The organism is Lysinibacillus parviboronicapiens (assembly GCF_003049575.1).
Lineage (GTDB): Bacteria > Bacillota > Bacilli > Bacillales_A > Planococcaceae > Lysinibacillus > Lysinibacillus parviboronicapiens.
This window is the reverse complement of the sequence record NZ_PYWI01000004.1, coordinates 178145-197969: the sequence shown is the minus strand read 5'-3', so window position 1 is coordinate 197969 and position 19825 is coordinate 178145. Positions and strand designations below refer to the sequence as shown.

At 40.3% G+C, this 19825-nt stretch carries 18 protein-coding genes and 1 pseudogene; 18 read left to right on the top strand and 1 reads right to left on the bottom strand.

Features of this window, described 5'->3' with window-relative positions; genetic code table 11:
* Positions 1 to 349 precede the first annotated feature (349 nt).
* The 17 genes and pseudogenes from C9J35_RS23530 to C9J35_RS06370 all read left to right on the top strand — a co-directional run bounded on the left by C9J35_RS23530 (position 350) and on the right by C9J35_RS06370 (position 16688).
* The gene (locus C9J35_RS23530) at positions 350 to 517 is read left to right on the top strand and encodes a hypothetical protein (RefSeq protein WP_167395930.1); all 168 of its coding nucleotides are present in this window, start codon (positions 350 to 352) and stop codon (positions 515 to 517) included.
* A gap of 185 nt (positions 518 to 702) precedes the next feature.
* Complete coding sequence (locus C9J35_RS06445; RefSeq protein WP_054768135.1) at positions 703 to 891, top strand: hypothetical protein; 189 nt, start codon at positions 703 to 705, stop codon at positions 889 to 891.
* A gap of 139 nt (positions 892 to 1030) precedes the next feature.
* On the top strand, positions 1031 to 2155 hold the full coding sequence (locus C9J35_RS06440; protein WP_201262048.1) for an ABC transporter: 1125 nt from the start codon (positions 1031 to 1033) through the stop codon (positions 2153 to 2155).
* Between the two features lie 16 nt (positions 2156 to 2171).
* Positions 2172 to 3383 (top strand): ABC transporter permease, encoded by a 1212-nt coding sequence (locus C9J35_RS06435; protein ID WP_107923862.1) that lies wholly within the window; start codon positions 2172 to 2174, stop codon positions 3381 to 3383.
* An 11-nt stretch (positions 3384 to 3394) separates the two neighbouring features.
* The gene (locus C9J35_RS06430) at positions 3395 to 4321 is read left to right on the top strand and encodes an ABC transporter ATP-binding protein (protein WP_107923861.1); all 927 of its coding nucleotides are present in this window, start codon (positions 3395 to 3397) and stop codon (positions 4319 to 4321) included.
* A 32-nt stretch (positions 4322 to 4353) separates the two neighbouring features.
* Positions 4354 to 4659: pseudogene (locus C9J35_RS06425) on the top strand (DUF5071 domain-containing protein); the annotation flags it as partial.
* 204 nt (positions 4660 to 4863) lie between these two features.
* A complete protein-coding gene (locus tag C9J35_RS06420; RefSeq protein WP_107923860.1) occupies positions 4864 to 5325 on the top strand; it encodes an SAM-dependent methyltransferase in 462 nt (153 codons plus the stop codon).
* Between the two features lie 397 nt (positions 5326 to 5722).
* Positions 5723 to 6952, top strand: a complete 1230-nt coding sequence (locus C9J35_RS06415) for a M20 family metallopeptidase (RefSeq protein ID WP_054768137.1) — start codon at positions 5723 to 5725, stop codon at positions 6950 to 6952.
* Positions 6949 to 8043 (top strand): tartrate dehydrogenase, encoded by a 1095-nt coding sequence (locus C9J35_RS06410; protein WP_438941201.1) that lies wholly within the window; start codon positions 6949 to 6951, stop codon positions 8041 to 8043. Before C9J35_RS06415 ends, C9J35_RS06410 begins: the two co-directional genes overlap by 4 nt.
* 1 nt (position 8044) lies before the next feature.
* On the top strand, positions 8045 to 8791 hold the full coding sequence (locus tag C9J35_RS06405; protein WP_107923859.1) for an SDR family NAD(P)-dependent oxidoreductase: 747 nt from the start codon (positions 8045 to 8047) through the stop codon (positions 8789 to 8791).
* A 10-nt stretch (positions 8792 to 8801) separates the two neighbouring features.
* A complete protein-coding gene (locus C9J35_RS06400) occupies positions 8802 to 10256 on the top strand; it encodes an aldehyde dehydrogenase family protein (protein ID WP_054768139.1) in 1455 nt (484 codons plus the stop codon).
* 15 nt (positions 10257 to 10271) lie between these two features.
* On the top strand, positions 10272 to 11300 hold the full coding sequence (locus C9J35_RS06395; RefSeq protein ID WP_107923858.1) for an ABC transporter ATP-binding protein: 1029 nt from the start codon (positions 10272 to 10274) through the stop codon (positions 11298 to 11300).
* Positions 11275 to 12252, top strand: a complete 978-nt coding sequence (locus tag C9J35_RS06390) for an ABC transporter ATP-binding protein (RefSeq protein ID WP_107923857.1) — start codon at positions 11275 to 11277, stop codon at positions 12250 to 12252. The genes C9J35_RS06395 and C9J35_RS06390 overlap by 26 nt, the downstream gene beginning before the upstream one ends.
* A 98-nt stretch (positions 12253 to 12350) precedes the next feature.
* Positions 12351 to 13316, top strand: a complete 966-nt coding sequence (locus C9J35_RS06385) for a P1 family peptidase (protein ID WP_107923856.1) — start codon at positions 12351 to 12353, stop codon at positions 13314 to 13316.
* 20 nt (positions 13317 to 13336) lie between these two features.
* Positions 13337 to 14890, top strand: a complete 1554-nt coding sequence (locus tag C9J35_RS06380) for an ABC transporter substrate-binding protein (protein WP_107923855.1) — start codon at positions 13337 to 13339, stop codon at positions 14888 to 14890.
* Positions 14891 to 14906: 16 nt separating this feature from the next.
* Positions 14907 to 15848, top strand: a complete 942-nt coding sequence (locus tag C9J35_RS06375) for an ABC transporter permease (protein WP_107923854.1) — start codon at positions 14907 to 14909, stop codon at positions 15846 to 15848.
* A gap of 12 nt (positions 15849 to 15860) precedes the next feature.
* Entirely contained in the window at positions 15861 to 16688 is an 828-nt protein-coding gene (locus tag C9J35_RS06370; protein WP_054768140.1) for an ABC transporter permease, read from the top strand.
* Here C9J35_RS06370 and C9J35_RS06365 read toward each other — a convergent pair.
* Complete coding sequence (locus tag C9J35_RS06365; protein ID WP_107923853.1) at positions 16677 to 18314, bottom strand: PucR family transcriptional regulator; 1638 nt, start codon at positions 18312 to 18314, stop codon at positions 16677 to 16679. The genes C9J35_RS06370 and C9J35_RS06365 overlap by 12 nt on opposite strands.
* A 125-nt stretch (positions 18315 to 18439) precedes the next feature.
* On the opposite strand from C9J35_RS06365, the gene C9J35_RS06360 reads away from it, so the two are divergent.
* Positions 18440 to 19798: an aspartate aminotransferase family protein gene (locus tag C9J35_RS06360; protein WP_107923852.1), complete on the top strand. Its 1359-nt coding sequence runs from the start codon at positions 18440 to 18442 to the stop codon at positions 19796 to 19798.
* Positions 19799 to 19825 lie beyond the last annotated feature (27 nt).

Genomic DNA, 19825 nt, shown 5'->3' with positions numbered 1-19825 from the left:
AATTACAAAGTGAGGGATTGGTTGAAATAGAAAAGTTGGCTAATGAATTAAGTATGTTGCAGAAACTCTCAACAAGTATAGAGTTTAAAGCTAAACTTCTTATTTGTAACAACGGTGAAACCATCGAAACATCAACGCCTGATGCAATGTAGCGGTGTAGGCTAATGGCTCTCGGTAAAAGGGTGCTGAAGCTTCAGCAATATTGGGCAGAAATGAGATACCACGAAATTTACCATACAAGGTGCAAATCCTTGTATGTCTCACCTTACATCTTGCAATAAAAGTCTGCATTCATTTGAGTGTGGGCTTTTTATTATGCAATTAACTATGAATTGTGGAGGGATAAACAATGACAGAAGTAAAAGGCATTACCGTTGAAGTAGGGATGAGCACAGATAGAGTTCAACAGAAGTTACGAGCAATCTCAAAGCATGCAGGAGCATTGGCTGATGAACTGGATAGGATTGACTCAATGAATGATGAAGAAGTACCGACACGATTGGAAGGTAGTGAATAACATGGAACCAATCTATGCCAAGTGTAACAAGTCATGTGGGCAAATTTTCTATGTGAAACACCTAAAGAAAGACAAACTTCAACTGTCCTAACTGTGGACGTGAGTATGTCAGTTTTTATACAGATGAAAAAGTTAGGAAACTACAGAAGAAACAACGTGAAATTCAACGCAAGCTAAAGTGGAAAGTGGGTGCACCTGAAGATGATGTACTCCTTGAAGAATTAGTAATGCTATGCGCTGACACTAATTATGAGGATGCTGACAATGATTTAAAGACAACAGTTCTTATTGGGGAGCTGGTGAAGGTACAAATCGTAAGGTGGCTACCATCGGCACATCATCGCCAGCGATTATTGCTTTCAAAAAGAAGTTAATTGAAACCCCTCCAAATGAATATCTTTTCCTTCGAAATATACAAACTTTATATTGAAATCTTTGAAATGTAAGAATTGTAAAAATATTCATAATATCTTATTATATTACTGTAAATGCTTTGATTGAAAAGTGAGGAGGATGAAGGTGCTAAGAGCTTTAAAAGTGGGTCTAGTTATTGAGCGAGCGAATCGGAAAAACTTAGTCGTACTAGTCGCTGTTGTTATTATCGTTTTTGGCTTTATGTTTTATATAAATGCACAAGCCATTGGTAATCAAATTGTCGAGAAAAAGGGTGATTATTATTCAGCACAAGTTATACTTTCCAAGTTTCAAGTTAAAGATGCTTTAGAAACAGGAGACGGAAGCGACTTATATAAAAATTTAGTAAAACAAAAAAGCCATATTGCTTTACAAATAGCAGCATTAACGATGGACAAACAATCTATGTATTATGAGACTTCACTTCAACTCGCAGAACTAAGGCAAGAGGCATTCGAATTAGAAGGTTATGAAAATGTTGCAGAATTATTACCTTCTAAATTGCAAAATTCTATGGACTATCTGTATTTTAAGAGGATGATTGATGAGGGAAAGGATACAATTTCCGATTTATTTCAGTACATGCCGTTTTTATTATTTTTCTTTGTACACATTGGAGCAGGCTGGTACATATTTATTAGCTTCCATACAAGTTCTATTTTACTTGATGACTTTGAGCATGCCAGTATAATTCAGGGCTTTCCTGTCCGATTTGATTACTATATTTTATCTAAATGCATTATTGCTTTTTTATCCATAGTTACAAGCATTTTGCTCATTTTTATTTGTGCAATTCCATTGTGGATCATAAATGGACTTGGAAACCCATTAGAGCCTGTAGGGATATATGTAGGAAAGGCCACATTAATATCTACGAGTCAATATATTGCTATGAGCGTTGGTTATATGATGGTAATTTCAATTTTTGTAATGCTGTTGTCGATTATTTTAAATGTGTTACTGAAAAATATGTATTTAACATTATTTGTACACTTTATTTTATTCTTTTTACCGATGATTTTTCCATCTCTTATTAGTTTAATCCCCTATAATCCTTTTAATTTCATGAACTTCAATGATATTTTACGAGGCTTCCCATTAGATTTAGCGAAGCCTGTTGATATTACTATGAGTTTAGGCTTAATCATGATATGTATAAGTATTATTTTAATGTTATTCGTGATTAAAACATTTTTCACAACAGGAAAAATCAGTAGGGCATAGGGGAGGTATTATAAGCATGTGGAGTTATTTTAAATTTGAATTCAAGCAGTTTTTTACGAATAAAAAAAACTTAGCAATATATTTTTTGCTTGCTTTTGCAACCTTTTTTTATGTATTTAAAATAGCGCCAACTTACAATCCGATTGAAAGTGTTGAATATGAAGAAATTGAGGCGCGCTATTTAACACGTCAGGAATTTTTAGACCATATGGAGGGGCAAGATTTAAATGATGTTCATCCTTCCGTTATTTATGCTATTGAAATATTTAAGGAAGTTAACCCTGTAGATAAAAAAAGATTAGATGCATTAGATGAGGGGGATTTAAAAAAATATGCAGATGTAACTCGCGATTGGTACTACTTTACGAATTCGATTACATATAGAAATGAAGCATTTTCATATAATTCAAAGTATTTTATAAAAAATAACAAGTATGCAGAAGATGATGCTTTCTACGCCTATTTAGAGCAGGTTGTCCGTTATGATACTTATTCGAAAGCAGATTATGAGTTATCATTGGAAATTTTTGAACAACGAACAGCTCTTCAAACGTTCGAACGCTTATTAAAGGGAGTACTTCCAATTATTTTAATTGTCTGTGTACTTCTTTTATCAATTGATATTGTTAAAAAAGATCAACGTCATCGATCTATTTTAAAGGGATTTCCAATTAGTGATTGGAAAAAGCTACTTGTGAAAATGTTAGTTGCACTACTAGGTAGCGTGGGATTATTTGTACCGCTTATAGTTGGCATCTTTATCATAGGCTTACAATCCGGTTTTGGGAATTTTAATTTACCATCTCCTGTGTATGTAGCTCATCTCGATTGGCGTGTGGAAGGTAAATTTGAAATGATGATATTAGGTACGTTTTTAGAACAATCCTTAATTTTGCTTTTCACCTGGTTTATCGTCATTATCAACATTGTGCTGTTATGCAGTATTATATTCCGCAGTGAGATGGTAAATTTCGTTGTTGGCTTGCTCCTTATTTTTGGCGAGAATTTTTATTCCAGCCGTTACGTCGGCTATTTTTGGGACGTTCAATACTATCCGACATCTTACATTCAAGTAGGTCAAATTATTTCAAAAAGGCGAAATTTTTATTATATGAACGAACATTTAGATTTTACTTTAGGACTCCAGCTGTTACTTGGACTAGCAGGGGTTGTCATTTTTTTAATGATACTTATTTCATTGAATAGGCGATATAAGCTAATTAAATAGGGGGGGTAAAGGTGATTGAGCTGCAAAATATTACCGTGCAATTTGGGGGAAATAAAGTGTTAAATGATATTTCAATGACATTTGAGCAAGGTCAAATGATCGGGCTTGTTGCACCAAATGGAACGGGAAAATCAACATTTATGAATGTGTTAATGAATTATGTGAAACCTATGAAAGGAAAGGTAGTATTTAAGGATGGTCTATGTTACTCGAATAAATCAAATGAAGTAAAAATTCATAAAATCGTGTCGATGATGCCAGACCAAAGTGATTTGTATAATCACTTAAGTGGGCGAGAGCATTTAAAAATGTTTGCAACAATGTGGCAAACCGATTTAAAACTGATTGATGAAACAATCGAAGCATTAAATATGGGGCATTATGTGAATAAAAAAACCGGCACGTATTCACTTGGTATGCGCCAACGTCTATGCTTTGCAATGCAAATTGTCACAAATACGGAAATTATGATGATGGACGAAGTAATGAACGGACTTGATCCAAATAATGTAGAAATTATTTCGAAAATATTATTAAAGAAAAAGGCGGAAGGTAAGATTATTATTATTGCCTCCCATTTACTTGATAATTTAGAGAAATATGCAGACCGAATTTTCTTATTTAATAAAGGAAAGCTAGTTGATACCAATCAAGTAATCCAAGGTTTTAGTCAAGCGCATATTAAAACTATTCGAGTAAAAAACATGGAAGATAACACTCAAAAACAACTTTGCGAGCTATTTCCAAATATAAAACTTCAAACACTTACAAACGGAATGTCCCTAATACATTTACCAAGTTCTGAAGCAAGTTTATTAAGTACGCTTACATCTTTTTTAGTTGAGAGAAATGTGGTGGATTTTGCATTTGGTAAAGTTACATTAAATGATTTGTATTCCATATATTATCATGAAGATAGAAATGAGATAGTTAATTAAAAAGAACAACCACTCTTGCAAAGCCTTTAAATAGAGATAAAATATTACCTTTGCTGCCTAATCTCCTCGAATGGATTCAAGATATGAATTGGGGCTGTGGCACCAAGTGTATTAGGATTACTTTTAACTTTTCCGGAAGAATTGTCCCACAGGTGCAAGATGTTTTATCTTCAGATGATAATAGCTGGAAGTGGTTTGTTTTGCACTTTTTGGTTATCGAATTGCCAGTAGAGTCAAGAGTTCAGTTAAAAGAGTATTTAAAAAGAGTGGCTGAAACACCTGTTGAACACGCAGAAGAACTAGGTGAAATGTCAAAAGAGATTTTGGAAACGATCTAAAAAACCACTTATTCAAACTAAAGGGGCGTTTTCTACAACAAGTGAAGACGCTTTTTTACTAACAGAGCAGGTTAGTTTAACAAGGATTTTATTGTATAAGGTTGTTTAATTCTCTTCTTAATATGAGTAGGTGAACAAATTCAAGGAGAATGACTTTTTTGTGGGAATTCTAAAAATAAAGTCCTAATTTGAGGAGAGTTGATTATGCAGTATTCTATACAGCCAGTAGCGATTGTAAATAATAATAGAAAAGAAATCGAGGATGATAATTGGGGTACAATCATATCAACAATTGAACTTACGGAAAATATTAATGAATTATCTTTAAAGGGTATTGACGAATTTTCCCACTTGGAAATCATTTTTTATTTAGATAAGGTTGATAATGAAAAAATTCAGTACGAAGCAAGACATCCTAGAAACAATAAAAATTATCCCGAGGTTGGCATTTTTGCACAAAGAGGAAAAAATCGACCCAATAAATTGGGGGTAACTATTGTAGAACTAATAGATATAAAACAAAGATCATTAATTGTTAAAGGATTAGATGCGATAGACGGAACTCCTATTATTGATATAAAACCTGTAATGAAAGAGTTCTTACCAAAAGGAGATGTGAAACAGCCAAATTGGTCAATATCTTTAATGGATAAATATTGGGATTAAATTAATTACAATTACTTCTAACGTAATTTAACTAATGATTAGCATTGGAAAAAGACCACTACGTGTGATGAACTGCACCCAATTGTTAGATTGTGTCTAACAATTGGGGTGCAGTTCACGATGGGTGGTCTTCTTTATTTCCTTATTATATTTGTTTTTTATGTGCCTATCATCATTACAGCTAAGGTCAGGAGCAGAACCGCCCAGTAGTTCCGACGACTGCTAAAAGAAATTCTGTTATTTATAGAATATTTCGTCGTAAAGTAGCGATTTTCGATTAAACAAAAAGTTAATAGGATTCTATGATTTATTAACATATTGTCTAATATATTGGTAAATAGACAATGTTAAAATAAAATGAATTCTGAATATTCTTTAAAATGAGGGGGGCTTATGAATGACAGTAACAAGCTTGAAGACAACGGAATCCTATGTACGTGATCGAGAAACGGTGATTGCGTTAACACAAAGACTCGTAAAAATTGATAGTGTATTTCGTGAAAATGATCCCACTGGCAATGAACAAGAAATGGCCAATACGGTAGCACAGTATTTACGAGATATTGGCATTGAAACCCATGTGGAGGAAGTTGTACCGGGAAGACCGAATGTGATTGGTATTATCGATTCGGGTAAGCCCGGTAAGACCTTATTATTCGAAGGACATACAGATGTTGTAACAGAAGGGAATCGTGAAGCATGGACATATGATCCATTCGGTGCGGAAATGGTTGATGGTCGGATGTATGGGCGTGGCACCAATGATACAAAAGGAAATCTTGCATGTATGATTACAGCTTGTCAGTCATTGTTACTGGATCAGGAGGAATTTACAGGCAAGATTATTTTATGTATACCGTGTGATGAAGAAGGGCTTATGCTCGGGATTAAAGACTTTATTAAAAAGGGCTGGGCAGATGGGGTAGACGGAGCGATTATTTGTGAGCCTCAAGAAAACAATGTCTGTATCGCACAACGGGGAGCTATTCGCTTAAAGGTTGATATTTTTGGCAAAATGGCGCATGGAGCGATTTCTTGGAGTGGCATTAATCCTAACTGGCGAATGGCTCGCTTTATTGTTGAGCTTGAAAAATTAGAAAAAGAAGAACAGGCACGTCTAGGGCGTGATCCGATGTTAAACTGGCCGTCGATTACGCCGACAATTTTACGCGCACCCGTGAAAGGGGATGCGCAAATTAATGTCATTCCTGATCACTGTATGACAACGCTGGATATTCGGACCGTGCCAGCGCAGGATCATGATGAGTTGCTGGGGAAGATTGAGGCCATTATTAAACGATTGCAAGCAGATGATGCTGACTTTAAGGCGGAGCTTACAGTGCTAGATAATCGTCCAGCGACAGCAACCGCTAAAGAAGAGCCTGTTGTCCAGGCCATTTACGAGGCCGTTGCACAAGTGACGGAAAAAGAGCCGATTTACAACGGTGTGCCTGGAGCAACAGATGGTACATTTCTCCATGTGCATGGCGTACCAATCGTGACAATTGGGGCGGGTGATCGTGAAATCCCACACCAAATTGATGAGTATGTCGATATTGAAGAACTAGCCGAAACAACGGCGATTTATCGCTTAGCGGCATTAAAATTTTTAGCAGGTGATGCATGATGGGCAAACCAATAAAAATCGCGGTTATTCCAGGTGATGGCATTGGCAAGGAAGTGATGGCAGAAGCATTGAAAGTCCTTAGTCAACTTCAGCAGCGAGATTCATCGCTACAAATAGAAACAACGGTTTTCCCATGGAGCTCAGATTATTACATGCAGCATGGTTGCATGATGCCACAAGATGCCCTCGCTACATTAAAGGGCTATGATGCGATATTGTTTGGTGCTATTGGTGATGCGCGTGTACCTGATGATGTCACAGTATGGGAATTAATCATGCCGATTCGCAAACAATTCCAACAATACGTGAATTTTCGGCCGATTAAGGCGTTACCGGGTATTGCCTCACCTCTTGCGAAAGGCAAGGATATAGATTTTGTTATTTTCCGAGAGAATGCGGAAGGGGAATATTCTAATAGTGGTGGCCGTATTTATCTTAACCAACCACAGGAAATGACCATTCAGAATACAATTATGACCCGCATTGGCATTGAAAAAATTGTACAAGCAGCCTGCGATTATGCCCATAAATACGGCAAGTCAAAAATTACGAGTGCCACAAAATCAAATGCCATTATCCATTCGATGAAGTTTTGGGATGAGCATACGCAAAACATCCTTGCGCAAACTTCACCAGCATTAACTTTGGAGTCTATTTATATTGATGCGCTAGTGGCGTACTTCGTTGAACGGCCACAAGATTTTGAAGTGGTCGTTGCTTCGAATTTATTTGGCGATATTTTATCGGATTTAGGGTCTGCAATAGTCGGTGGACTTGGGCTGTCACCATCTGCCAACTTAAATCCAGAAAAAGAGTTCCCATCTATGTTTGAGCCTGTACATGGCTCCGCACCTGATATTGCCGGAAAAGGAATCGCCAATCCAATTGCGCAAATTTGGTCTCTGGCTTTATTGCTAGGTCATATTGGAAGACCAGACGCGGAGGATCTTATTGTGACGGCGATTGAAACGGTATTAACAGAAGGCGTTGTGAAAACAGCGGATATTGGCGGACAGGCGTCAACCGTTCAAATGGGTGATGCGATTTGTCAGGAAATTGCCAACATGAAATTAGTAGCAAGGGGTGTGTAATATGGCAGTAGTGCAACAAGTTATGATTGTGACAGGTGCTGGGGGTGGCATGGGGAAGGCTATTCTGCAACACCAACTCGCACAGGGCAATATTGTTGTGGGGCTAGATTTATCGGTGGCCTCACTTGCCGAGCTCGCGCATGAAAATTTGCAAACATATGAAGCAAACGTCTTGCAGGAGGACCGCATTCAGGCCGTTTTTAAGGAAGTGTATGACACCTATGGACGGATAGACGGACTCGTCAATGCGCTGGGCATTGCACAGGCCGCAACACCGATTGAGGAAGTTTCAATGGATGAGTGGAATCGTTTAATGGACGTCAATGTCAAAAGTTTATTTATTACGACGAAAGCGATTGTGCCCTATATGAAGGAGCGAAAAAAAGGGTCAATTGTAACGATTGCGTCGATTTCCGCGGTGCGCCCACGGCCAGGTTTACAAGCATATATTGCTTCGAAAGGAGCGGCTGAAAGCTTTACAAGAGGGATGGCTATCGAGCTTGCCGCCTACCAAATTCGTGTTAATACGATTCATCCAGGGCCAGCTGATACACAGATGCTATCACAGTTTACAGCACATGGCGCAGATGTGGAACAAACGAAGCAGGATGTCTTTGTCCAATCGGTACCTCTTGGGCGCTTAATCGATCCAAATGATATTGCCGGTGCAGTTAGTTACTTATTATCAGATGGGGCCAGCATGGTGACCGGGACGACTTTACATGTCGACGGAGGCCGAGGCTTATAGGAGGGGTAACATGCAAAAGATTCCAATGTTTATCAATGGTGAGTGGGTTCACGCAGACGGTGAAGAGATATTACATGTCACGAATCCGTCTACAGGTGAGGTACTTGCACAAATCATTAACGCCAGTGAAGCACAGGTAAATGAGGCGGTACGAGCTGCGCGTTCGGCGTTTGAAAGTGAAGAGTGGCGTCAGGTCAAGGCGTTTGAACGTGGTCAACTTCTCGTAGCGTGCGCGCGCTATATCCGCTTGCATGCCGAGGAATGGAGTTTGCTGGAATGTCGCGATGTGGGGAAACCATTGACACAGGCTCGTGCAGATATAGAAGCGGCAGCGCGTTATTTTGAGTTTTATGGTGGTGCTGCCGATAAGATTATGGGTGATACGATTCCGATTGAAGATGGACTTTTAAATGCGGTCGTGCTAGAACCGGTAGGAATTACTGTACATATCGTGCCGTGGAACTATCCGATTCAAATTACAGCAAGAAGTGTGGCTGCTGCGATTGCAACGGGCAATGCGGTGATTGTCAAGAGTGCAGAAGATACGCCATTGACGACACATGCTATGACCGAATGGTTTGCCGATAAATTGCCAAAAGGTATTTTTCAACATATTACGGGATTAGGGCGTGATGTAGGTCCATATTTAACAGCTCATCCTGATATTAATCATATTACCTTTACAGGGTCAGTTCCTACAGGTATTGCTGTCATGAAAGCGGCAGCCGAAAATGTTGTACCTGTGACATTAGAGTTGGGCGGGAAATCGCCAAACATTGTCTTTGCAGATGCGTCGATGGAACAGGCTGTGGAGGGGGTACTACGCGCCATCATTCAAAATGCAGGGCAAACTTGCTCAGCGGGCGCGCGCTTACTCATTGAAGAGCGCGCAAAAGAGTCGTTTATCGCTCAGTTAGTGGAGAAATTTCAAGCATTAACAGTCGGACCAGGTGAAGCGGATGTTGATATGGGGCCACTTTTAAATGAGCGTCAATATAGCAAGATTTCAGCCCTATTACAACAGGCGAAAGACGATGGCTATGTCATCACAGGCGGCAAAACATTGACCATTGCGGGTTATGAGAACGGCTATTATATAGAGCCGACAATCCTAGATGGTGTGGATGCCAACCATGCGCTTGCACAGGAGGAAATTTTCGGACCGGTATTAACCGTTTTGACTTTTACAACAGTCGAAGAAGCGATTACTTTAGCAAACAGTACCGACTATGGCTTAGTGGCAGGTGTGTGGTCAAAGGATTTGGATACGGCACATTATGTGGCAAGTCGCGTCAAGGCTGGACAAGTGTTCGTCAATAATTATGGGGCGGCCGGTGGGATTCAAATGCCATTTGGTGGCTATAAAAAGAGTGGCATAGGTCGTGAAAAAGGCTTTGTCGCATTAAGAAATTACACGCAAATGAAAAATATTGCGATACGCTATGCACCACCCAATCTTACGTGAGAAGGAGGGAAGCGTGTGGAACGAGCAGAAGAGCAGCAAGTGCTGTTAGAAGTAAAGCATTTAAAAATACAATTTCATTTAAAAAATGGTAAGCAGGCAAAAGTAGTCGATGATGTTAGTTTTTCTATCCGTAAAGGCGAAACCGTGGCACTTGTAGGTGAGTCTGGCAGTGGAAAGAGTATTACATCCTTGTCGATTATGCGCTTACTGCCGATACCTCCTGGAGAAATCACAGCAGGCACCATTAAACTGAATGGTAAAAATCTACTAGACTATAAAAGTAAAGAGATGAGTCATATAAGAGGCAATGAAATCGGCATGATCTTTCAAGAACCGATGACATCGTTGGATCCCGTTTTCACGATTGGCAATCAAATGATCGAAGCCATTCGTCGGCATCAAAAGGTATCCAAAAAAGAAGCATGGATACAATCACTAAAGCTCTTACAAGAAGTAGGCATTGCCAATGCAGAAAAGATTATTGCAGAGTATCCGCATCAGCTTTCAGGTGGCATGCGGCAACGTGTCATGATTGCGATGGCGATGTCCAATAATCCTCAGCTATTGATAGCCGATGAGCCGACGACGGCACTGGATGTAACCGTGCAAGCACAAATTCTGAAGATGATGAAGAAAATGAAGGAAGAACATCATTCCGCCATATTGTTTATCACACATGATATGAGTGTTGTGGCCGAAACCGCCGATCGAGTGATGGTGATGTATGCAGGGCAAATCGTTGAAGAAGCGCCGGTTCGTGAGTTATTTCTAAATCCGAAGCATCCTTATACAAGCGCCTTATTAAAAACGATGCCAAGCCTTGACACAGAGGCCACAAGATTACCTACTATTCCAGGCACTGTGCCACCAGCTTATGCATTGCCAGATGGCTGTCGTTTTGCACCGCGCTGTCCGTTTGTGATGGAGCAATGTCAGCATGTGCTGCCAGCGATTTTTCATATTCAAGATGAGCATAAGGTACGTTGTCATTTATTCACAGAGGAAGGGGAGCTTGTACATGGCGGAGAAAGAAGTCTTACTTGAAATCAATCATTTAAAAGCCTACTTTCCTGTGAAGCGAAAGTCGATGAAGGAAGAAAAAAGGGTCGTGAAAGCCGTTGACGATATTTCCATTGAAATTTTCCGTGGTGAGACGCTCGGTATTGTCGGGGAATCCGGCTCAGGGAAATCAACATTTGGGCGTACAATTTTGCAGCTTGTGGAACCGACAGCAGGTGAAATTTTGTATAAAGGGCATCCAATTCAACATTTGAAGGGGAGTAAATTGCAAAAATATCGCAATCAAATGCAAATGATTTTTCAGGACCCATTCGCCTCCCTGAATCCACGAATGCGTATTGGCGCCATTATTGAAGAACCGATGGCGTTACAATTGACGTTCACAAAAGAGCAACGGAAAGAACGGGTGAAGGAGCTTTTGCAAAAGGTTGGTTTACCAGAAGACGCGATGCAAAAATTCCCGCACGAATTCTCTGGTGGACAACGGCAACGTATTGGTATTGCACGTGCACTGGCCATTAATCCAGCGTTTATTATAGCAGACGAACCTGTCTCAGCACTCGATGTATCCGTGCAATCACAGGTCTTGAACCTAATGATGGATTTGCAAGAGGAATTTCAGTTAACGTATTTATTTATTTCGCATGATTTAAGTGTGGTCAAACATATTAGTGATCGTGTAGCCGTCTTGTATTTAGGGCGAGTGGTGGAAATTGGCACGAAAAAGGAATTATATGCACAGCCTCTCCATCCGTATACAAAGGCATTATTATCTGCGATTCCAGTTGTTAATTTTGATGAGCCAAAACAGGTCATGCCATTGCAGGGCGAGCTACCGAGTCCTATGAATCCACCAATTGGTTGTGTATTCCATACGCGGTGTCCATGTGTGATGGAAAAATGTCATCAGCAGCGGCCTACACTGCAAAAAATAAATGAACAACAGCGTGTAGCTTGCTTTTTATATGACAAATAAGCTGAATTTTCGATATTTTCAAATGGGAATTACGCATTTTTTTGCTAATGAGAGCGATGAAACCGAGGCATAAATTGATGGAAAAAGAGGTGTTGACGATGTTTGGCAATATTACCGATGTGCCTGGTGTGAAAGTAGGACATGCAGAAAATAAGGAAGGTATCACAGGCTGCACTGCCATTCTTGTGGAAAATGGTGCTGTATGTGGTGTCGATGTGCGAGGCTCTGCACCGGGCACACGCGAAACAGATGCGCTCGACCCGATTAATGAAATTGAGCGTGTACATGGTATTTGCTTATCGGGCGGCAGTGCATTTGGCTTAGATGCGGCAACAGGAGTGATGCACTTTTTGGAAGATCAGGGTGTTGGCGTTGACGCGAGAATTGTGAAAATTCCAATAGTACCAAGTGCGGTGCTGTTCGATTTATTTATCGGTGATCCACGTACAAGACCGACAGCCGAAATGGGCTATGAGGCGGCAAAAAATGCGGTCGTAGGTGATTTTGCGAATGGCAATACGGGCGCTGGCTATGGTGCAACGGTTGGTAAACTAGCAGGCCCACAATTTTGCATGAAAGGCGGGTTAGGCAGTACCTCAATGACTGGACAAGATGGCCTTGTTGTCGGGGCTATTGTCGCGGTCAATGCCGTCGGGGACATAAAGGACCCAGATACGAGAGAGATACTTGTCGGGGCACGCAATGCTGAAACTGCACAATGGATTGATAGTTGCGCTTATTTAGAAAAGCACGGCCAATCCCAAGCTTTAGCTGGCACGAATACGACAATTGGTGTAATTGCCGTAAATGCAAAATTAACAAAAGCGGAGGCCAAAAAAATCGCACAGCTTACACAAAATGCACTGGCACGTACGATTTATCCTGTCCACACAATGCTGGATGGCGATACGATTTTCGTGCTAGGCACAGGCGATAAAACGTATCCGGTTGACTATATTGGGCATTTAGCAACAAAGGTTATGGAAGAGGCAATTGTAACTGGGGTTAAATCCGCTGACAAATTGGGGAATGTTGAAAGCTATGTAAGTATACAAAGCACATAAGGCAAAGGGGGAGAAACGTGATGAAGCAGCGAAAGAATTGGATTTTATTAATGTTGACATTGATTGTAGTTCTAATCATTAGTGCCTGTTCGAGTGATGGCGGGAAGGATACAAGCCAAGGGACTACAGATGGATCGACAACAGATGTACCGCAAGCAATCGTGGTCCGTGTGAATGATGACCCAGACTTTCTAGATCCACATAAAGCAACAGCATCAATTTCTTACCAAATGATTCTTAATATTTTCGAAGGGTTGATGGCGCCAGAAACGGATGGTTCGTTAAAAGAAGGCTTAGCTGAAAGCTATGAAATTTCCGAAGATGGATTAACCTATACATTTAAAATTCGTTCAGGTGTCAAATTCCACAATGGTGAGGATGTAACGGTGGAAGATATTCAATATTCGTTTGATCGTTTAATGGGCAAGAATGGTGGCGAGAAAATGTCGAATAACTTCGACAATGTGGCGTCTACTGAAGCACCTGATGCTAGCACTTTTGTCATCACATTAAAAGAACCAAATTCAAACTTCTTATATTCATTAACTGCACGGCAATCGGCTATCGTTCCAAAAAGTAATGATGGCAAGCATAATGAAAATCCCATTGGTACAGGGCCATTCGCTTACGTGAAGTATTCTCCAGGGACTAATTTGGCGTTAACGAAGAATGAAAACTACTGGAAAGAAGGTCTCCCTTATTTAGATAAAGTAACGTTTGCATTCCAATCAGACGATCAAGCAGCAATCATGAGCCTTATGGCCAATGAAGTTGACTTAACAAGTGTCCCTTGGCAACGCGTAAGTGAAGTGGAAGGTAGCCATACTTTATCACATCAAAATAACAACTCATCGTTAATCGTGACATTTAACGAAACAAAAGCACCTTTCGATAATGTGAAAGTACGTCAAGCCATGAACTATGCTATTAGTAAATCAGATATTATTGACTCCGTGTTTGCAGGATACGCAGTACCGCTAGGCTCTAATATGAGCCCAGCGATGGGTGACTACCAAAAAATGGGCTTAGAAAAAATGTATGCACAGGATGTAGAAAAAGCGAAAGCATTACTAGCACAGGCTGGCTACCCTGACGGCTTCAAAACAAAAATTACCGTGTCTTCGCACAATGATATGTATTCAAATATTGCACAAATCGTCGTGGCTAATTTAAAGGAAATCGGTGTGGATGTGGAAATTGAAGTCGTGGAGTGGGGTATTTGGCTAGATCGTGTGTATTTTGGTCGCGATTATCAAATGACGACTATTGATTTAACGGGTCGTGCGTCAGCCTATGAAATTTTAAATGATTACATTTCAACGAATGATGGCGAAAACTTCTTCCTGTTTAAAAATGATGAGTATGATCAAATTATGACGGATGTCCTGAAAGAAACGGATCAGGCGAAACAGATTGCCTATTACCAACGTGCACAAGAAATCCTAGCTGAGCAATCGGCAGCAGTGTATATTGCGGATTATCAAATTGTGTGGGGTTCTGACAAGCAAGTAACAGGTCTGAAAAGCTATCCATTCTGGTTCCATGATATGTCTGAGGTCAAGTTCTCTAACTAGAAAGGGATGAGCGCACATGATGTATATAATACGTCGATTCATGCTGTTAATAACAACCATCCTTCTAGTGTCGATGATTACATTTGGTGTTTTTCAAATTTTACCTGGTGATCCCGTTCGAACGATGTTAGGGACAGAGGCGGATCCCACACAAATTGAAAATTTGCGGTCTGAACTTGGCTTGGACCGCCCCCTTTATGAACAATATAGTGATTGGATGAAGGGATTATTGACAGGGGAATTAGGTAATTCAATTCGTTTCTCGATGCCTGTAAAAGATTTATTGTTTGATCGACTTCCTGTAACGATGTCGCTGGCGGGGCTCACCCTCATTATAGTATTAACGGTGTCGTTGCCATTAGGAATGTTTGCGGCACGCAGACAAAATAAGCTAATTGATGTGTCGTTATCGACTGTGACACAAATTGGCATGGCTGTTCCTTCGTTTTGGTTAGGAATGATGCTGATATTATATGTGGGGATGCAATTTAGCTTTTTTAAAATTAGTGGCTATATTCCATGGTCGCAAAGTGTATCTGGAGCGCTTAGTACGCTCATTTTGCCAGCGCTAACGATTGCCATCCCACAAATAGCAGTCAATTTCCGCTATGTACGAACAGCAATTTTAGAGCAAATTCAGCTCGATTACGTGCGTACGATACGCAGTAAAGGGATGTCAGAGCGCAATGTCATGTATAAGCACGTCTTGAAAAATTCCATGATTCCCATTTTGACGGTATTTGGACTGATTATGGCAGAGGTTGTTGCAGGGACAATCATCGTAGAACAAGTATTTTCATTGCCTGGCATTGGTCAGTTGCTGATCACAGCTATCAGTAATCGTGACTTCCCATTAGTGCAGGGAATTGTCATGTATATTACGGTTGCCGTCGTCGTTATTAATTTTATTGTTGATATTTTATATTCCGTATTAGATCCAAGAATTCGATTGCGATGAGAGGTGGATACGATGAAAAATAGTCAGAGATACACGAAACACATAAACTTAATCATTGGTCTGCTTGTTATCGTTGGATTCTTCTTGGTGATGTTGATTAGTTTCTTTTATACACCACATGATGTGAATGCGATGAATATCCCTGATAAACTGCTTGGCCCAAGTAGGTCGTATTTCTTTGGGACGGATGAATTTGGTCGAGATATTTTTAGTCGTATTATGCAAGGTACACAAACGGCCTTTGCGGTTGGGATACTAACGGTGCTAATTGGTACGTCATTCGGTATTTTAATTGGTGGCATAGCAGGCTATGTAGGAGGCTGGATTGATGAAATCTTTATGCGTCTTATGGATGCATTAATGGCCTTCCCTGGCATTATTTTAGCGCTAATGCTTGTGGCAATTTTTGGTCCAGGTATTGTCAATACAGCTATTGCATTAGGGATTATTGCGATACCGGCTATTGCTAGGATTTCACGTAGTGGCTTTGTCCAGCATCGCGATGCTGAATATGTGCTAGCCGCCAAGTTGATTGGCGTGAAGCCGTATAAAATTATGTTCCGCCATATTTTACCGAATATTTCATCGCAAATTATTGTTGCTGCTACCGTTACATTTGCGACGGCCATGCTAGCGGAGGCGGCCCTTAGTTATTTAGGGCTTGGTGTTCAACCACCAAACCCTAGCTGGGGACGTATGCTAAAAGATTCACAAGCGTATTTAGTGAATGCACCGTGGTACACGTTTGCGCCAGGGGGGGCTATCACTATATTAGTACTAGGATTGTATATGTTAAGTAATGCCTTACGCGATTATATGGACCCTCGTTCAAAATCGTAGCAAATCGGGGGCTGTTTTCTTTAATAACTCGTATGCTTTCATGGCCATTTCTAAATTGAGACGATACGGGGCTTGTAAGAAATCAGCACCTAAAATACTTTCGAGCCGCTCAATGCGTTTATATAAGGTTTGGCGAACGATAAATAATTGTTCCGCTGTATCATTTTTAGCACCATTACAGGCTAAATAGACACCAAGCGTTTGATAAAGGTCATGGCCATTTTTTTGATCAATGAGCAATATTTCCTGTAAATAATCTTTCACATATTGTAACAGGGTGGCGTTATCTTGCTGTAACAATAGTCGATACACGCCTAAATCCTTAAAGTAAATAGAGGAAGCAAGCTGATTATGCTGCATTTGAATAACAGATTTTGCTTCTTTATAGCCTTGAGGCACTGACTCAATCGACTGATAGACATTGCTAATACCAAAAGTGATGGCTAGTTGGTCGAAGGGCTGTGGTGCCTTTCGGGAAACAATTTGGTGTATCGCTTGATCAAAACTATCTTGATTTTCCTTCACGTAATCAGCCGCAATATAAAACGCAAGGATGATAATTTCATGCTGACGCACCGAAACGGTCGGGAAAAAACCTAGTTTTTTTAAAATGGAGCGGACATACATGGCATTATGTAGTTGAACTTCCTGCCAGTCTTCCTCCGAAACAGTTTGGGCTTGATAATGAATATTTAGCACGACTACACGATGAAATAAGTTGCGACTTTCAATCGGTAGGTAACTTTGATAATGCTGAATATCAACAGGTTGTCCTTGAATGAGGGCTAAGATAAATTCATCCTCACGACTTTGTTGACGTTCCTGGAGCATTCGATTGCGCATTAATATATGAGCAATGGACATTGTCGCTCGCTCAAGGTTTAAAAGCGTATAATTACTTGGCTTTGGTAGCTTTGTATGCATGCATAAATAGCCCCAAACTTGTCCAAGTCCATTGACAGGAATCATAACGAAATGGTCACGGTGAATGGATAATAAATGGATTGGCTCCTGAACATCATGCTGTTGGCAATGCTCTTCAATCAGCCGCAAATATTTTTTTGCTTCCACGGGATAATAGAAGCTTTTCGTGTCTTCGGAGATAAATAAAAAATGAGCATCCATATCTTGATGGAGCACCTGTAAAATTTTCAAAATACCATTAGGCATTAACGACAGTTCCATAAATGTTTTGGATATGGTATCTAGCTGTGTCAATGCTTGCTGATGTTGATTAATGATGTACGTATGTAAATCCTGCGTAATATCAATAAAGCGTACAATCTTGTCAAAAATAATGATAGGAAAATGATGTTCATCTGCCATGGCAACAAGTTCCGCTGGCACATGGTCAAAATAGTCACCAATTTCAATACACAGGGCGGCCGCATCATTGCGAATCAAATTTTGTAAATAGGCGATTTGCGTTGCGCGCTCTAATTGTAAACCGACACCAGTCGTTAAAATCAGTTCGCCACCATTTATTAACGAATCGAAATCTTTAATTTCTAAAATATGTGTCCATAGCACTTGGCGATTCACACCTTGGTGTCCTGCGATGAGTTTGGCCGATTCAAAATGCTTGCGCTTTAATACATCTCGCACGAGTAAAGGATATTTCGTCATAATCAGCACCTGCCCTTCGAATATACAATAATACTTTATTATGTGAGAGAAATCAGAAAATTACAATACATTAAAACTATTAACATAGGGCAAGGCATAGTTATCAACGAACGGAGGTCATTTAGATGGAGCGAAACGAAAATTTCACCAATACATTACAGCAAAAAGACCGTGAAAACGTTTGGCATCACATTTCGATGTATAACGAAAAAGCACCACCAATGATAGTAGAACACGGTGATGGTGCATGGATAACGGATAGTGGGGGCAATCGTTTTTTAGATGGTATGTCCGGCTTATGGGCTGTCAATGTTGGCTACGGGCGAGAGCGACTTGCACAAGTAGCATATGAGCAAATGAAAAAACTGAGCTATGTACCGATGACACAAAGCCATCAGCCTGCGATCGCGTTAGCGGAAAAATTGAATCGTTTGTTAGAAGAAGACTATATGATTTTTTACTCCAATAGTGGTTCTGACGCCAATGAGGTTGCCTTCAAAATGGCACGTCAATACCATGCTCAAAACAGTGAAGGCGCACGCTTTAAAATTATTTCACGCTATCGTGCATATCATGGGAGTTCACTTGGTGCATTGGCCGCGACAGGGCAGGCACTGCGAAAGTACAAGTATGAGCCCTTAGCGCCAGGCTTTTTGCATGTGGCACCTCCAGATAATTATCGACGACCGAAGGGGCAATCCATTGAGCTCTATAATCTAGAACGTGCCCGAGAAATCGAAGAAAAAATTATTTGGGAGCAAAAAGAAACGATTGCGGCTGTCATCATGGAGCCGATTATTACAGGTGGTGGCGTACTGATTCCCCATGCTACTTATGTCAAGGAGGTAGAACGCATTTGTCAGAAGTATGGCGTGCTGCTCATTATTGATGAGGTAATCTGTGGCTTTGGTCGAACAGGGAGACTATTTGGCCATCAGCATTTTGCTATTAAACCTGATATCATCACGATGGCTAAAGGGTTAACAAGTGCTTATTTACCATTATCCATTACCGCTGTACGAAAAGATATTTATGAAAAATTTAAGGATACAGATGGCTATAGTCATTTCCGACATGTCAATACATTTGGTGGAAACCCGGCAGCATGTGCTGTCGCCCTCGAAAATATTAAAATTCTAGAAGAAGAAAAGCTAGTGCAACGTTCTAAGGATTTAGGCGAACAGCTTTTACATGACTTACAAGACTTATTGGAGTTGCCATTTGTAGGGGATATTCGTGGCTTAGGTTTCCTCGTGGGCATTGAGCTCGTAGAAGATAAACTAACTTTAGAGCCAGCAAAACCTGAACGGGTAGCAAAAATTATCGCAGATTGTAAAGCCAACGGATTGATTATTGGCAAAAACGGCGACACGGTAGAGGGTTACAACAATATACTGACATTAAGTCCACCACTGTGCTGTACAGATGAGGACTTGGAATTTATTAGCGCAGTACTGAAAAAGGTATTTGCCGCAAATGCATAAGCAATAGGCGATTCCCAGTGTTAACTA

What these genes read in the sequence shown, in the direction of transcription:
- C9J35_RS06370 (WP_054768140.1), top strand. Translation starts at nt 15,861, where the DNA reads ATGAAAAATAGTCAGAGATACACGAAACACATAAACTTAATCATTGGT.
- C9J35_RS06375 (WP_107923854.1), top strand. Translation starts at nt 14,907, where the DNA reads ATGATGTATATAATACGTCGATTCATGCTGTTAATAACAACCATCCTT.
- C9J35_RS06410 (WP_438941201.1), top strand. Translation starts at nt 6,949, where the DNA reads ATGATGGGCAAACCAATAAAAATCGCGGTTATTCCAGGTGATGGCATT.
- C9J35_RS06365 (WP_107923853.1), bottom strand. Translation starts at nt 18,314, where the DNA reads ATGACGAAATATCCTTTACTCGTGCGAGATGTATTAAAGCGCAAGCAT.
- C9J35_RS06390 (WP_107923857.1), top strand. Translation starts at nt 11,275, where the DNA reads ATGGCGGAGAAAGAAGTCTTACTTGAAATCAATCATTTAAAAGCCTAC.
- C9J35_RS06380 (WP_107923855.1), top strand. Translation starts at nt 13,337, where the DNA reads ATGAAGCAGCGAAAGAATTGGATTTTATTAATGTTGACATTGATTGTA.
- C9J35_RS06415 (WP_054768137.1), top strand. Translation starts at nt 5,723, where the DNA reads ATGACAGTAACAAGCTTGAAGACAACGGAATCCTATGTACGTGATCGA.
- C9J35_RS06385 (WP_107923856.1), top strand. Translation starts at nt 12,351, where the DNA reads ATGTTTGGCAATATTACCGATGTGCCTGGTGTGAAAGTAGGACATGCA.
- C9J35_RS06440 (WP_201262048.1), top strand. Translation starts at nt 1,031, where the DNA reads ATGAAGGTGCTAAGAGCTTTAAAAGTGGGTCTAGTTATTGAGCGAGCG.
- C9J35_RS06435 (WP_107923862.1), top strand. Translation starts at nt 2,172, where the DNA reads ATGTGGAGTTATTTTAAATTTGAATTCAAGCAGTTTTTTACGAATAAA.
- C9J35_RS06400 (WP_054768139.1), top strand. Translation starts at nt 8,802, where the DNA reads ATGCAAAAGATTCCAATGTTTATCAATGGTGAGTGGGTTCACGCAGAC.
- C9J35_RS06420 (WP_107923860.1), top strand. Translation starts at nt 4,864, where the DNA reads ATGCAGTATTCTATACAGCCAGTAGCGATTGTAAATAATAATAGAAAA.
- C9J35_RS06405 (WP_107923859.1), top strand. Translation starts at nt 8,045, where the DNA reads ATGGCAGTAGTGCAACAAGTTATGATTGTGACAGGTGCTGGGGGTGGC.
- C9J35_RS06360 (WP_107923852.1), top strand. Translation starts at nt 18,440, where the DNA reads ATGGAGCGAAACGAAAATTTCACCAATACATTACAGCAAAAAGACCGT.
- C9J35_RS23530 (WP_167395930.1), top strand. Translation starts at nt 350, where the DNA reads ATGACAGAAGTAAAAGGCATTACCGTTGAAGTAGGGATGAGCACAGAT.